This window comes from Paraburkholderia sp. FW306-02-B (assembly GCF_058782725.1).
Genome location: NZ_JBYSXZ010000001.1, coordinates 1,645,230 through 1,658,110, shown reverse-complemented (window position 1 = coordinate 1,658,110; position 12,881 = coordinate 1,645,230). Strand labels below are relative to the sequence as shown.

The 12,881-nt window shown below is 63.0% G+C and carries 12 protein-coding genes; 5 read left to right on the top strand and 7 right to left on the bottom strand.

The genetic code is table 11. From position 1 onward, the window contains the following. Positions 1–27 precede the first annotated feature (27 nt). The 5 genes from AC3WOG_RS07335 to cysS form a co-directional block, all read right to left on the bottom strand. Positions 28–1,278, bottom strand: coding sequence for an aspartate kinase (locus AC3WOG_RS07335; RefSeq protein ID WP_492577361.1), 1,251 nt, complete (start codon positions 1,276–1,278; stop codon positions 28–30). Between the two features lie 365 nt (positions 1,279–1,643). Continuing rightward, a complete protein-coding gene (gene tilS, locus AC3WOG_RS07330) occupies positions 1,644–3,080 on the bottom strand; it encodes a tRNA lysidine(34) synthetase TilS (protein WP_492577360.1) in 1,437 nt (478 codons plus the stop codon). A 48-nt stretch (positions 3,081–3,128) separates the two neighbouring features. Then, positions 3,129–4,100: an acetyl-CoA carboxylase carboxyltransferase subunit alpha gene (locus AC3WOG_RS07325; protein WP_007181378.1), complete on the bottom strand. Its 972-nt coding sequence runs from the start codon at positions 4,098–4,100 to the stop codon at positions 3,129–3,131. Positions 4,101–4,223: 123 nt separating this feature from the next. After that, the gene (locus AC3WOG_RS07320; RefSeq protein ID WP_492577359.1) at positions 4,224–5,285 is read right to left on the bottom strand and encodes a DNA-3-methyladenine glycosylase family protein; all 1,062 of its coding nucleotides are present in this window, start codon (positions 5,283–5,285) and stop codon (positions 4,224–4,226) included. A gap of 47 nt (positions 5,286–5,332) precedes the next feature. Next, a complete protein-coding gene (cysS, locus tag AC3WOG_RS07315) occupies positions 5,333–6,730 on the bottom strand; it encodes a cysteine--tRNA ligase (RefSeq protein WP_492577358.1) in 1,398 nt (465 codons plus the stop codon). A gap of 232 nt (positions 6,731–6,962) precedes the next feature. Between cysS and AC3WOG_RS07310 the strand changes: the two genes are divergently transcribed. The 4 genes from AC3WOG_RS07310 to AC3WOG_RS07295 all read left to right on the top strand — a co-directional run bounded on the left by AC3WOG_RS07310 (position 6,963) and on the right by AC3WOG_RS07295 (position 9,766). Then, the gene (locus tag AC3WOG_RS07310) at positions 6,963–7,697 is read left to right on the top strand and encodes a tetratricopeptide repeat protein (protein WP_492577357.1); all 735 of its coding nucleotides are present in this window, start codon (positions 6,963–6,965) and stop codon (positions 7,695–7,697) included. Between the two features lie 49 nt (positions 7,698–7,746). Continuing rightward, a complete protein-coding gene (locus tag AC3WOG_RS07305; RefSeq protein ID WP_492577356.1) occupies positions 7,747–8,328 on the top strand; it encodes a peptidylprolyl isomerase in 582 nt (193 codons plus the stop codon). A 110-nt stretch (positions 8,329–8,438) separates the two neighbouring features. Next, complete coding sequence (locus AC3WOG_RS07300) at positions 8,439–8,933, top strand: peptidylprolyl isomerase (protein ID WP_341315086.1); 495 nt, start codon at positions 8,439–8,441, stop codon at positions 8,931–8,933. 35 nt (positions 8,934–8,968) lie between these two features. Beyond that, the gene (locus tag AC3WOG_RS07295) at positions 8,969–9,766 is read left to right on the top strand and encodes a UDP-2,3-diacylglucosamine diphosphatase (RefSeq protein ID WP_492577355.1); all 798 of its coding nucleotides are present in this window, start codon (positions 8,969–8,971) and stop codon (positions 9,764–9,766) included. A 21-nt stretch (positions 9,767–9,787) separates the two neighbouring features. Here the strand turns inward: AC3WOG_RS07295 and cysE are convergent, their stop codons facing one another. Both cysE and AC3WOG_RS07285 read right to left on the bottom strand, forming a co-directional pair. Continuing rightward, complete coding sequence (gene cysE, locus AC3WOG_RS07290) at positions 9,788–10,624, bottom strand: serine O-acetyltransferase (RefSeq protein WP_492577354.1); 837 nt, start codon at positions 10,622–10,624, stop codon at positions 9,788–9,790. A 246-nt stretch (positions 10,625–10,870) separates the two neighbouring features. Next, a complete protein-coding gene (locus tag AC3WOG_RS07285) occupies positions 10,871–11,698 on the bottom strand; it encodes an RNA methyltransferase (RefSeq protein WP_492577353.1) in 828 nt (275 codons plus the stop codon). Between the two features lie 327 nt (positions 11,699–12,025). Here AC3WOG_RS07285 and AC3WOG_RS07280 point away from each other — a divergent pair, with 327 nt between their 5' ends. Next, complete coding sequence (locus AC3WOG_RS07280; protein ID WP_341315082.1) at positions 12,026–12,829, top strand: inositol monophosphatase family protein; 804 nt, start codon at positions 12,026–12,028, stop codon at positions 12,827–12,829. Positions 12,830–12,881 lie beyond the last annotated feature (52 nt).

Genomic DNA, 12,881 nt, shown 5'->3' with positions numbered 1-12,881 from the left:
CTTGTACGCGCCGTCGTTTAACGCAAATTACGCTTGATCCAGTTCGAACGCCTTATGCAGCGCGCGCACGGCGAGCTCCATGTATTTCTCGTCGATCAGAACCGAAATCTTGATTTCGGAGGTCGAGATCATCTGGATGTTGATGCCCTCTTCCGACAGCGTGCGGAACATCGTGCTCGCGATCCCGACGTGCGAACGCATGCCAACGCCGACCACCGACACCTTCGACACCTTCGGATCGCCCAGCACCTGTTCGGCCTGCACGTGACCCTTCACCTGGTTGGTGAGGATCTCCATGGCGCGTTGATAATCGCCGCGGCCGACCGTGAACGTGAAAGCGGTTTTGCCCTCGACGCTCTGGTTCTGGATGATCATGTCGACGTCGATATTCGCGTCCGCCACCGGGCCGAGAATCTGGTACGCGATGCCCGGTTTGTCGGGCACACCCATCACGGCGATGCGAGCTTCGTCGCGCTGAAACGCGATGCCCGAGATGACTGCTTTTTCCATGGTCTCGTCTTCTTCAAAAGTAATCAGGGTGCCCGACTTCATTTCAGTGTCGAGCGGTATCAGCGGATCGGTCAGACTCGACAGCACGCGCGTCTTCACCTGATATTTGCCGGCGAATTCCACCGAGCGGATCTGCAGCACCTTCGAACCCAGGCTTGCCATTTCCAGCATTTCTTCGAACGTCACGCGATCGAGCCGGCGCGCTTCTTCCACCACGCGCGGGTCGGTCGTGTAGACGCCGTCGACGTCCGTATAGATCAGGCACTCGTCGGCTTTCAGCGCAGCGGCGACCGCGACCGCCGATGTATCCGAACCGCCGCGGCCGAGCGTGGTGATGTGGCCGTCAGGATCGATGCCCTGGAAGCCCGTGATCACCACCACTTTGCCCGCGTCGAGATCGCGCAGCACGCGCTCGCCGTCGATTTCGTTAATGCGCGCTTTCGTGAACGCGCTATCGGTCTTGACCGGTACTTGCCAGCCGGCATAGCTGACGGCCTCGAGGCCCGCTTCCTGCAGCGCGATCGCCAGCAGTCCCGAACTGACCTGCTCGCCGGTGGCGGCGATCATATCGAGTTCGCGCGGGCTCGGCTGAGTCGTGATTTCTTTCGCGAGACCGAGCAAGCGGTTGGTTTCGCCGGACATCGCCGACGGCACGACGACCATCTTGTGGCCGGCCTTGTGCCATTTCGCGACGCGCTTGGCGACGTTCTTGATGCGCTCGACCGAGCCCATCGAGGTGCCGCCGTATTTATGTACGATGAGTGCCATTGTGGTTCTGAACTGGAGGAGAAACCGCGCTGGCGCGCTGGAGACGACCGCACAAAAGCACAAGAGCGCAACGTTTCTGGAACGACGGCAAAGTGTGTAGCGGCGTAGATGCAGCGCGCGTGCAGCACGCGCGGATTTGCCCGTGAATGATCGCTAATGGCTTACCGGAAACTACAGAACACGATCGGCAGCACGTCAAAAGCGACGGTAAAAGCGGGTCGGGCAAACAAGGTAACGTACCCGATCGAGCGCAAAAAGACAAGCCGAAATGACCAGAATAAGGGCTGAAAAGGCTTATCCGGTGCGGTTTTACGCCCTATTTCGGGCATTCACCGGATAGATAACCCGAGTGTCTGACCGGCCGGTCAGGCGATCAACAGATCCTCACGCCAGATGATCTTGACGCGCTGTCCGGCCGGGTCCACATGCCCGGACAGCGCAGCGCGGTTCACGCCGAGCAAGGGCACGAACAGCAGTTCGTCGCCGACGTAAAGCAGCGGCACATCGCGCTTCCATGCGGGGATGCCGCGCTCCTGGAAGAGGTTCTTCAGCGTACGGCTTGGGCTCTTTTGCGCAGCGCCGGTGCGCATGCGTTCGCCGCCGCTGCGCGAACGCGCGCTCAGCAATGCGCGGCGTAGAACGCTGACGGGAATGGCATCAAGATCGTCAGAAGCGGCATCGACATTAGCGAACACAAAGGTGCCGCGCCATTGCGGCAGACGCCAGATCGATTCACCCTGCCATGCAAGTTCGCTAACAACACGCGTGGCGAGCGCAGTTTCATCGGCGGGTTCGCTGCTATCGCCCGCTTCCCAGTAGATCAGGCCGCGATAGCTGCGCAGCGCCTGCCCCGCATGATCGACGCGCAGACTATGGCCCTCGCCTGCTTCGCCGACTTCGCGCAATTGGCGCAACGCATCGGTCAGACGCGCGGTCGATGCGGCGACAAGGTCCAGCGAGCGCACCCAGTAGCGCATCAGATTGAGCGCACGGGCGTCGTCGAGGGCGAGCAGCGCGTCATGCGATAGCGCTCGCCCTTCCTCGCGCGCTGCGGTGCTCATGTCGATGCGCGCCAGCTCATCAAGAAGATGCTGCGCCGACGCCGCATGCGCCGCCGCGCGCGCGAGCGCGTCGCGAAAACCAGGAAAGTGGACGGCCAGCGCCGGCGTTACGTCGTGGCGCAACGCATTGCGCGCGTAACGTGTATCCGCGTTCGATTCATCTTCGATCCAGTACAGATCCCGGGCGACCGCATATTGCTCGAGTTGTGCACGCAGCAGGTTAAGTAACGGCCGCACACGCACGGCAGACGCGCCCGGCGGCAAATACTCGGGCGCCATCGCTGCCAGTCCGGCGAGCCCGGCGCCGCGCAGCAGTTGTAGCAGCACCGTCTCCGCCTGATCGTCCGCGTGTTGCGCGAGCCACAGCGCGTGCACGTCACGCGCCGCGCACAATGCGTCCAGCGCACGATAACGCGCGTCGCGCGCCGCAGCCTCGACGCTCACGCCCGCGTCGCGCGACACTTCGACACGCTGCGCCGCGAATTCCACACCACGTTCTCGCGCGAACGCTTCGCAGTGCGCGAGCCACTGATCGGCGAAGGCGCTCAGCCCGTGATGCACGTGCAGCGCCACGCAGCGCGACGCTCCGGCAACGCGCACCGCCGCGTCGAGCAACACGCTCGAATCCACGCCGCCGCTGAACGCGATCGCAATGCGCGCCGTCGCCGGCAGCGCGGACAACGCCAAGCCGACCGCCTCGAGTACGAGGCGGTCGGCGGGCGAATCTGCGGGGGTGGTCACGTCGTTAGCGCGTTGAGCGCTGGATGACGAAAGGAAACGCGCGCGGGCTTACGCACCCGGCGTGGTTTCCTTGAACTTGCCGTACGACATCAGCCGCTCGAAGCGACGTTGACGCAGGTCGTTGATGCTCATGCCCTGGAACTGGCGCAGCGAATCGGCAAGCGCACGGCGCAGCATCGCGGCCATGCCCTTCGGATCGCGATGCGCGCCGCCGAGCGGCTCGTTGACGATCTTGTCGATCAGGCCGAGCGCCTTCAGACGATGCGCGGTCAAGCCCAGCGCTTCCGCTGCTTCCGGCGCTTTAGCGGCGCTCTTCCACAGAATCGACGCGCAACCTTCGGGCGAAATCACCGAATAGGTCGAGAATTGCAACATCAGCACGCTATCGCCGACAGCGATCGCCAGCGCGCCGCCCGAGCCGCCTTCACCGATGATCGTGGCGATCAGCGGCGTCTTCAATTCGGCCATCACATACAGGTTGCGGCCGATCGCTTCCGACTGGCCGCGCTCTTCCGCGCCGATGCCCGGATAAGCGCCCGGCGTATCGATGAACGTGAAAATCGGCAAGCCGAATTTCTCGGCGAGGCGCATCAGGCGTTCGGCCTTGCGATAGCCTTCCGGGCGCGGCATGCCGAAGTTGCGCAGCGCGCGTTCCTTGGTATCGCGGCCTTTCTGATGACCGATCACCATGCAGGCCTGGCCGTTAAAACGCGCAAGGCCGCCGACGATCGACAGGTCGTCCGCATAATTGCGGTCGCCATGCAGCTCGTGGAAATCGGTGAACAGCTCGTTCACGTAATCGAACGTGTACGGGCGTTGCGGGTGACGGGCGATTTGCGAAACCTGCCACGGAGTGAGGTTCGCGTATAGATCTTTGGTGAGCTGTTGACTCTTCTTGGACAGCCGCTCGATCTCTTCCGAAATATCGACGGCCGAATCGTCCTGCACGAAGCGCAATTCTTCGATCTTCGCTTCGAGTTCAGCGATCGGCTGTTCGAAATCCAGAAAGGTGGTCTTCATTGGTTGTAATCCTTGGACTTACCGGCAGCGCGTATTCTAACCGCGCGCGCCGATGTCAAAACCATCTCACAACTATCAATTTTTAACAGTTGATAGTTTTTTAAACAGCATTGCTTCTTTTCTTCAGTAGTCGACCGGCAACGGATCGAGACTACGCCACATATACCAGGTGGCGACGGTGCGCCACGGCTCCCAGTTCGCCGCGACTTCACGCGCTTCGCTGCGCGTGACCGGTTCGCCGCTAAAGTAATTGACGCTGATGGCCCGGATCAGACCCAGGTCGTCGAGCGGCAGAACGTCCGGGCGCGACAGATTGAAGATCAGGAACATTTCCGCGGTCCAGCGGCCGATGCCGCGAATCTGCGTCAGCTCGGCGATCACCGCCTCGTCTTCCATCGAGGTCCACTTGCCGACGTGCAGCGCACCCGAGACGAAATGCTGCGCCAGATCGAGCACGTATTCGGCCTTGCGCTTCGATAGCCCGCACGCGGTCAGCTTTTCCTGGCCGAGTTTGATGAACTGCTGCGGCACGAGCTTCGGACACGCAGTCTCGACTTTCGCCCAGACCGCTTGCGCGGACGCCACCGAAATCTGCTGCCCGACCACCGAACGCGCGAGTGTGACGAACGGATCGCCGCGGCTCAGCAAATGCACCGGACCGAACTTCGGGATCAGCTTCTTCAGAATCCGGTCGCGCTTGACGAGGTCGGCACACGCCTTATCCCAATACGCCGGACGCGTGACTTCGGGCGCGAGCCCGCCGATCTGCACCGGCACCGCGACTTCGGTATCGCTCGCCGCTTCGCCGCCCGCGTTGCTCGACGCGCGTGTCTTGCGCACGACTTCGCCCTCGTGCGCGTCGCGCGCGAGTGCCTGCACGTCGCCGGCCAGTTCAGCGGGCAATGCGCCGTTGCCTTTTGCACGCGACGGGCGCTGTGTTTTGGCCCGCTTCGAAGCCGGCGCGTGCGCCGACGCACCGTTGAGCGCGCGTTTGACGGCGGGCTTCTTCGTTGCACCCGTCGCTGCACTCGCGCCGGACTTTGCCGCCACCAAGGTGGCTTTCGACGATGCTTTCTTTACCGCGACGCTGCCCGCGCGAGTCGACGTTCTGGTCGATTTTACTGCGGCTGCCGCGTTTGTTTGAGACGCGGCTCGTTTAGCCGGCGTCTTCGTGGCCGTTGCCATCCTGCCTCCTGCCTGGCGAGTCGATCAAAGGGAAGTACGAGGTGCGCTCACACGCGCCGCCACTCGGTCAACCCGCCGGGTTTGTCTTCAAGTGCAACGCCGGCCTCGAGCAATTCAGCTCGAATCCGGTCCGCTGCCGCATAATCTTTCGCCTGCTTGGCGGCCACGCGCGCGGCGATCTTCGCTTCGATCGCGGCGGGCTCGAGCGCGCCTTCGACGGCGCTGCCCGCAGCCTGCTGCAGATACGCACGCGGCTCACGGCCGAGCAGTCCGATCACCTGCGCGAGCGAGCGCAATTGACGGGCCAGCGCGGGGTCGCGCGTGCGGTTAACTTCAGTTGCCAACTCGAACAACACCGACACCGCAACCGGCGTGTTGAAGTCGTCGTTCATCGCCGCCTGAAAACGCTGCGCGTGCGCTTCGTTCCAGTCGGGTTCCGCACTGTCCGGTGTGACGTCCTTGAGCGCGGTGTACAAGCGCGCAAGGGCGTTGCGGGCGTCGTCGATATGCACGTCGCTGTAATTTAACGGCGAACGGTAATGAGCGCGCGCGATAAAAAAGCGCACGACCTCGGCATCGTACTGCGCCAATACTTCGCGGATCGTAAAGAAGTTGTTCAACGACTTCGACATCTTCTCATTGTCGATCTGCACGTAGCCGTTGTGCATCCAGTAATTGACGAATGTTTGTCCGGTCGCAGCTTCACTCTGCGCGATCTCGTTCTCGTGGTGCGGAAACTGCAGGTCCTGACCGCCGCCATGAATGTCGAAATGATCGCCGAGCAACGTGCAGCCCATTGCCGAGCATTCGATATGCCAGCCAGGCCGGCCGCGCCCGTACTTCGACTCCCAGCCGGTGTCCGCGGGTTCGTCAGGCTTCGCCTGTTTCCACAGGACGAAGTCGAGCGGGTCCTGCTTCGCGTCGTTCGCCGCGACGCGTTCGCCCGCGCGCAGATCCTCGAGCGACTTGCCCGACAGCTTGCCGTAGCCCGCGAACTTGCGGACGGCGTAGTTCACGTCGCCGTCGCTCGCCTGATACGCGTAGCCATTCGTTTCGAGCTTCTCGATCATGCCGAGCATCTGCGGAATGAAATCGGTAGCGCGCGGCTCGATATCGGGCCGCTCGATGCCGAGCGCGTCCGCGTCTTCATGCAACGCCGCGATGAAGCGATCGGTCAGCGATTTGATCGTCTCGCCGTTCTCCACCGCGCGCCGGATGATCTTGTCGTCGATGTCGGTGATGTTGCGCACATAGGTCACGTCGTAACCGAGCGTGCGCAACCACCGCTGCACGATATCGAACACGACCATCACCCGCGCGTGACCGACGTGACAATAGTCGTACACGGTCATCCCACAGACGTACATCCGCACAACGCCTTCTTGCAGCGGCACGAAAGTTTGCTTGTCACGCGCGAGCGTGTTGTAGATGCGCAGTGATTCCATAGAGAACGGTGCGTGGGCCGAAAGAAATCCGCAATGTGTCAGTGCGTGCCGCGCCCGCCAGCAAACTGGCGGGTGCGTCACTTACAGCAGCAAACCGGCGCAGCTGGTGCGGCGATCAGGCTGCGTTCAAGGCGGAGACGACCACGAGTGGCGAAAAGACAGTCGGCGGTTCGACGGAACGCGCAGACCTTTTGTTAGAATGGCTCGGAGTATAACATCCAGACCTGAGCCTATGAAACCTTCCAGCGGCCGCGCGCGCAGCGCTGCGACCCTCGCCGCGACGGCCTTGTGCGCCGTTGCCCTCACGGTCTTGCCGGTCACTGCGGCGTACGCGCAGAAGGCCGCCGCGTTGCCGACAGGCCCCGCCGTGCGCGACAACACGCCGGAAATCGACGCGTCGATTGCGCAGAAGAACTGGGAAGCCTCGCTGAAGCAGCTCGACGCGCGAATCGCGTCGAATCCGCGCGACGCGCAGGCCAAATTCAAGCGCGGCACGGTGCTTGCCCATCTGAACCGCGACGACGATGCGATCGCCGCGTTCACCGAGCTGACGCAACTGTATCCGGAGCTGCCCGAGCCGTATAACAACCTTGCGGCACTTTATGCAAAACACGGCCGTTATGCCGAAGCACGCGCCGCGCTCGAAACGGCGACCAAGGTGAATCCGGGCTACGGTCTCGCGTACGAGAATCTCGGCGACCTGTACCTGCGCATGGCCGACGCAGCGTACCGCCGTGCGCAAGGCCTCGGCAAAGCGAGCGCCACGACCAACCAGCGCCTCGCGGACATCCAGAAGATCGTCTCGCCGCCCAGGACCAAAACGCCGCCCGTGAAGAAAGCCGCCGTCACGCCCGACGACGAATACACCAAACGCGCCACGTCGAACATGACGGAGACACCGAGCTTCCAGTTCGGCGGCGCGAACGGCTCGCTTGCCATGCCACCCTACATGGCACCGTCGAACTAAGCCCGTCACAGTTTTCGCCGATACATTTTTTCCAACCCTGAGGATCTTCATGAAATGGTTGATGTTGGCGCTCGGCAGCGCCGCCCTGATCGCAAACGCACCCGCATTTGCCCAGTCCGGCTCGCAGGCCGCGCATCCGTCCGTCCTGTTCAAAACATCGGAAGGCGACATCCGCGTCGAGTTGTATCCTGAGAAAGCGCCGAAGACGGTCGCCAACTTTCTCGACTACGTGAAATCCGGCCAGTACAGCGGCACGATTTTCCATCGCGTGATTCGCGGCTTCATGATTCAGGGCGGCGGTTATACGCAGAGCTTTGCCGAGAAACCGACGCGCGCGCCGATTCCGCTCGAAAGCCGTAACGGTCTGAAGAACACCGCCGGCACGCTCGCGATGGCGCGCACCAGCGATCCGAATTCGGCCACCGCGCAATTCTTCATCAACACGGTGGACAATGCCGGCCTCGACTATCCGAATCCGGACGGCAACGGCTACGCGGTGTTCGGCAAGGTCACGGGCGGCATGGACGTCGTCAAGAAGATCGAAGGCACGCCCACCACCACGCGCGGCCCGATGAGCGACGTGCCGCAAAAGCCGATCGTGATCGAGTCGGCTACGGTGTTCGGCAAGTAACCGCACAAAAACAGGCAAGCGCTACATCTACGCCCCGGCGCGGCCCGCCGTCATCTCATGTGACGACTCGCCGCGCCTTTTACCCACCCTGTTCATCAAAGGATTCCATCATGGTTGAACTGCATACGAACCACGGCGTCATCAAACTCGAACTGGACGCTGAAAAGGCGCCGAAGTCGGTTGAGAACTTCCTCAACTACGTAAAGGCCGGTCACTACGACAACACGGTGTTCCACCGCGTGATCGACGGCTTCATGATCCAGGGCGGCGGTTTCGAACCCGGCATGAAGCAGAAGCCGACGGCTGAGCCGATCACCAATGAAGCGAACAACGGCCTGAAGAACGTCAACGGCTCGGTCGCGATGGCGCGCACGAACGATCCGCATTCGGCCACTGCGCAATTCTTCATCAACGTGAACGACAACGACTTCCTGAACCACTCGTCGCCGACGCCGCAGGGCTGGGGCTACGCCGTGTTCGGCAAGGTGGTCGAAGGTCTCGACATCGTCGAGAAGATCAAGAAGGTGAAGACGGGTTCGAAGGGCTTCCATCAGGACGTGCCGGTCGACGACGTCGTGATCGAAAAAGCGGTGATCGTCGACTAAGGTCGGCTCGTTTGAACTGATATCAGGCACCTTCAATGCTGCAAGAAACGCCGCTGCGAAGCGTCGCCGCGGGCGTGCCTGGCGAGGGCAAACGCCCGCACGCCGCACGCCCGTTTTTTTTCCTCTCCGATATTCATCTGAGCGAGGCGATTCCGCGCACGGTCGCCGCGTTCGAACACTTTGTCCGCGTGACCGCCGAGCAGGCGGATTCGGTTTTTATTCTCGGCGATCTGTTCGAGTACTGGATCGGCGACGACATGCTCGCCGAGCCTTTCGTCGCGCGGATGGCGGCATTGCTGCACACGCTGTCCGAGCGTGGCATTGCGCTTTATATCATGCACGGCAATCGCGATTTTCTGCTGGGCAAGCGCTTCATGAAAGCGGCCGGCGCAATCTGGCTGCCCGATCCGTTTGTGATCACCGCATTCGGCACGCGCATTGCGCTCGCGCATGGCGACGGGCTGTGCACGGCCGATCGCGGCTATCAGTGGTTCCGGCGCTTTGCGCGCAGCGGTGTCGCGCAGATGCTGTTTCTCGCGTGGCCGTTTCGCTGGCGCCAGGCGCTCGCGGAGCGTATGCGCTCGAAAAGCGAGGAAGGCCGCGCGCGCCCGGTATCGCCGAAGTACGACGTAACGCCTAAAGGCGTAGCCGCGCTATTCAAATCGACGAAAACGGCAACGATCATCCACGGGCACACGCATCGTCCGGCGCGGCATCACGAGCCGGACGGCACGCGCTGGGTCCTGCCCGATTGGGATCTCGACCACGGCGAGCGCCGTGGCGGTTATCTGCGGATCGACGCGGACGGGATTCGGGCGCTGCGGTTGGATTGAAGCGAGCCCGATGCAATTGTATTAGCGCTCCGCCGCAGCCGCTTCCACTTTTCCCGCAATCGCGGCCGACAGACGCCGCAGATCGAGCAACGCCGCATCGGCGCCTTGCAGCCCTTCCAGACTCGTCCCCAATCGCTCGAGCGCAACGACGATTTCATCGATACGCTGTGCTTGAGCAGACGCGTGATCGATCAGCCCGTGAATCGCCAGCGACACCGGATCGTCCGCGTTCGGCGTGATGCCGTACGCACAAAATGCCGAACGTTCCGGCGCGGTTTTCGAGTCACGCGCGGCGCCGCTCGCGGATGCGCTCGCCGCCGCGGCCGAAGCCGTGGCAGTGCCCGCCGGAACGATGATCCGCGCCGGATTGCCCACCGCCGTACCGCGTGCCGGTACTGGCTTGGTGACCACCGCGTTCGAGCCGATCTTCGCGTCCGCACCGATCGTAAAGCCGCCGAGCACCTTCGCCCCCGCCCCGACGATCACACCGCGCTCAAGCGTCGGATGCCGCTTCGCGCCACGCGTAAGCGAGGTGCCGCCGAGCGTCACGCCCTGATAGATCGTGCAGTCGTCGCCGATTTGCGCGGTTTCGCCGACCACAACGCCCATGCCGTGATCGATGAACACGCGACGGCCCACTGTCGCACCCGGATGAATCTCGATGCCGGTCATGAAGCGCGCCATCTGCGAGACGAACCGCGCCAGCCAGCGGCGCCTCGCGCGCCAGCATGCATGCGCGAGCCGGTGCAGTATAAGCGCGTGCAGACCCGGATAACACGTGAGGACTTCCCAGGCGCTGCGGGCGGCGGGATCGCGCTCGCGGATCGTGGCGATGTCTTCGCGAAGTCTCGTGAACATGGCAGGGGACGTGGTTGTGGGGGGGGGGAAACCGTCGGCGCGAAAAAACACGCACGGCGGCTAGCTGTCGCATAGCAGATCGACAGCTTTGCTTAGAACGTTTCGAGCGATTGTAGGGCGATTGCGGAAAACCTGCCGGAAGCCCACGCTGCCGGCAAGGTCGTCGCGGGCGGTCGCGAGGTGGGCTGTTAGGCGCTTTTATGGTGCGCTTGCGGCCTGGCCTGCGGCTTGCCTTGTGGCCCGCGGTTAAGGCGCGTCGCCGTCCGGGCGTTTGGTCTTCAGCAGGATGTGCTTGGCGATGCCGCGCAAGATATTCACTTCCTCGCGCTCCAGCCCGGAACGCGCGAACAGGCGGCGCAGACGCGACATCAGCTTCTTCGGATTGGCGGGATCGAGAAAATCGAGCGCGACCAGCGCACTTTCCAGATGCGCGTACATGCTTTCGATTTCGTCGCTCGCCGCCCGCGCGCCAACCGGCTCGCCCGGCCCTCCGGGCGCTCGAGGCGCCGCAGGCATGGCGTCGTCCGCTGACAGGTAGATCGTGCGCAACTCATATGACAGCACCTGCACGGCCTGCGCCAGATTGAGCGAACTGTAGGCCGGGTTGGCCGGAATATGCGCAAGCGCGCTGCAGCGCTCGACGTCCTCGTTCGACAAACCGGTGCGCTCGTTACCGAACACCAGCGCGATTTCGCCATGCACCGCCTGCTCGCGCGCGACGCCGGCCGCGGCACGCGGCGTCAGTTGCGGCGGTCCGTATTCGCGCAGCCGCGCGGTCAGCGCCATCGACCAATGCACGCCGTTCAACGCATCGGCAAGTGTCGGCACGATGTGCGCGGACGCCAGCACGTCGTCGGCGCCGCTTGCCATTGCGATGGCCTCCGGATCGCTCTGCACGTGCGGCACGCGCGGCGACACCAGCACCAGGCGCGAAAAACCCATGGTTTTCAGCGCGCGTGCCGCAGCCCCGACGTTACCGGGATGGCTCGGCTCGACGAGTACGAAGCGTGTCGATGTAAAACCGCCGCGCAGCTCAGCTACGGTGGGATCGGAAGAATGGTGGGTGTGGTCCACGATGGAATTCGGCAAGCTAAAGAACGCGTATGGTAGCGCCAACCGGAACCGGCGCCGAATTGCACATACAGTATGCGCGAACCTGGCCAGGAACGCGGCTATGCGGCGGCCGACGCAGCACACGCTGCCGGAGCGCCCCGGACTCAGGTAAAATACCGCGATTCGCGCCGTCTTCGCACGAGCGCCTCGTTCTTATTCAATTTGTCTCCGTCGGCGGAATGCGCACCTGGTCCTGTATCGGACGTGCGTTCCGTGTTGTTTCCGCGCTTCGTTTGCGCACAATTACCGGTACGCAGCCGCGCTGCCCCGGCACAAGGATCCAGGCTCATGCATCCCATGCTCAATATCGCTGTGAAGGCCGCACGCCGCGCAGCACAGATCATCAACCGCGCGTCGCTCGACCTCGATCTGCTCCAGGTCAGCAAGAAACAGCACAACGATTTCGTCACGGAGGTGGACAAAGCGTCTGAAGCGGCGATCATCGATACGCTGAAGACCGCCTACCCCGATCACGCGATTCTCGCCGAAGAATCCGGCAAGTCGGATAACGAATCCGAATTTCAGTGGATCATCGATCCGCTCGACGGCACGACCAACTTCATCCACGGCTTCCCGTACTACTGCGTGTCGATCGCGCTCGCGCACAAGGGCATCGTGACGCAGGCCGTGGTCTACGACCCGACCCGCAACGATCTGTTCACCGCCTCGCGCGGCCGTGGTGCGTTCCTGAACGACCGCCGCATCCGGGTGGCCAAGCGCGACCGTCTGGCCGACGGCCTGATCGGCACGGGCTTCCCGTTCCGCGAAAAGGACGGCATCGAAGCATACGGCCGCCAGTTCGCCGAAATGACCGAGGCCTGCGCCGGCCTGCGCCGTCCGGGTGCCGCCGCGCTGGATCTGGCGAACGTCGCCGCGGGCCGCATGGACGGCTTCTTCGAGCAGGGTCTGAGTCCGTGGGACGTCGCCGCGGGCAGCCTGCTGATCACGGAAGCCGGCGGCCTGGTGGGCAACTACACGGGCGACTCGGACTTCCTGCACGTGGGTGAAGTCGTCGCCGGCAATCCGAAGGTGTATGCGCAGATGATCCCTATCCTGTCGCGCTTCAGCCGTACCCGCCAGCAGTCGGCTTAAGGTCGTTGTCCGGCGGATTGTGCGCCGGCGCCAGATAGTACGAAAACGCCGG

What these genes read in the sequence shown, in the direction of transcription:
- AC3WOG_RS07320 (WP_492577359.1), bottom strand. Translation starts at nt 5,285, where the DNA reads ATGGCAACGGCCACGAAGACGCCGGCTAAACGAGCCGCGTCTCAAACA.
- cysS (WP_492577358.1), bottom strand. Translation starts at nt 6,730, where the DNA reads ATGGAATCACTGCGCATCTACAACACGCTCGCGCGTGACAAGCAAACT.
- AC3WOG_RS07280 (WP_341315082.1), top strand. Translation starts at nt 12,026, where the DNA reads ATGCATCCCATGCTCAATATCGCTGTGAAGGCCGCACGCCGCGCAGCA.
- AC3WOG_RS07325 (WP_007181378.1), bottom strand. Translation starts at nt 4,100, where the DNA reads ATGAAGACCACCTTTCTGGATTTCGAACAGCCGATCGCTGAACTCGAA.
- AC3WOG_RS07335 (WP_492577361.1), bottom strand. Translation starts at nt 1,278, where the DNA reads ATGGCACTCATCGTACATAAATACGGCGGCACCTCGATGGGCTCGGTC.
- cysE (WP_492577354.1), bottom strand. Translation starts at nt 10,624, where the DNA reads ATGTTCACGAGACTTCGCGAAGACATCGCCACGATCCGCGAGCGCGAT.
- AC3WOG_RS07310 (WP_492577357.1), top strand. Translation starts at nt 6,963, where the DNA reads ATGAAACCTTCCAGCGGCCGCGCGCGCAGCGCTGCGACCCTCGCCGCG.
- AC3WOG_RS07300 (WP_341315086.1), top strand. Translation starts at nt 8,439, where the DNA reads ATGGTTGAACTGCATACGAACCACGGCGTCATCAAACTCGAACTGGAC.
- AC3WOG_RS07305 (WP_492577356.1), top strand. Translation starts at nt 7,747, where the DNA reads ATGAAATGGTTGATGTTGGCGCTCGGCAGCGCCGCCCTGATCGCAAAC.
- AC3WOG_RS07295 (WP_492577355.1), top strand. Translation starts at nt 8,969, where the DNA reads ATGCTGCAAGAAACGCCGCTGCGAAGCGTCGCCGCGGGCGTGCCTGGC.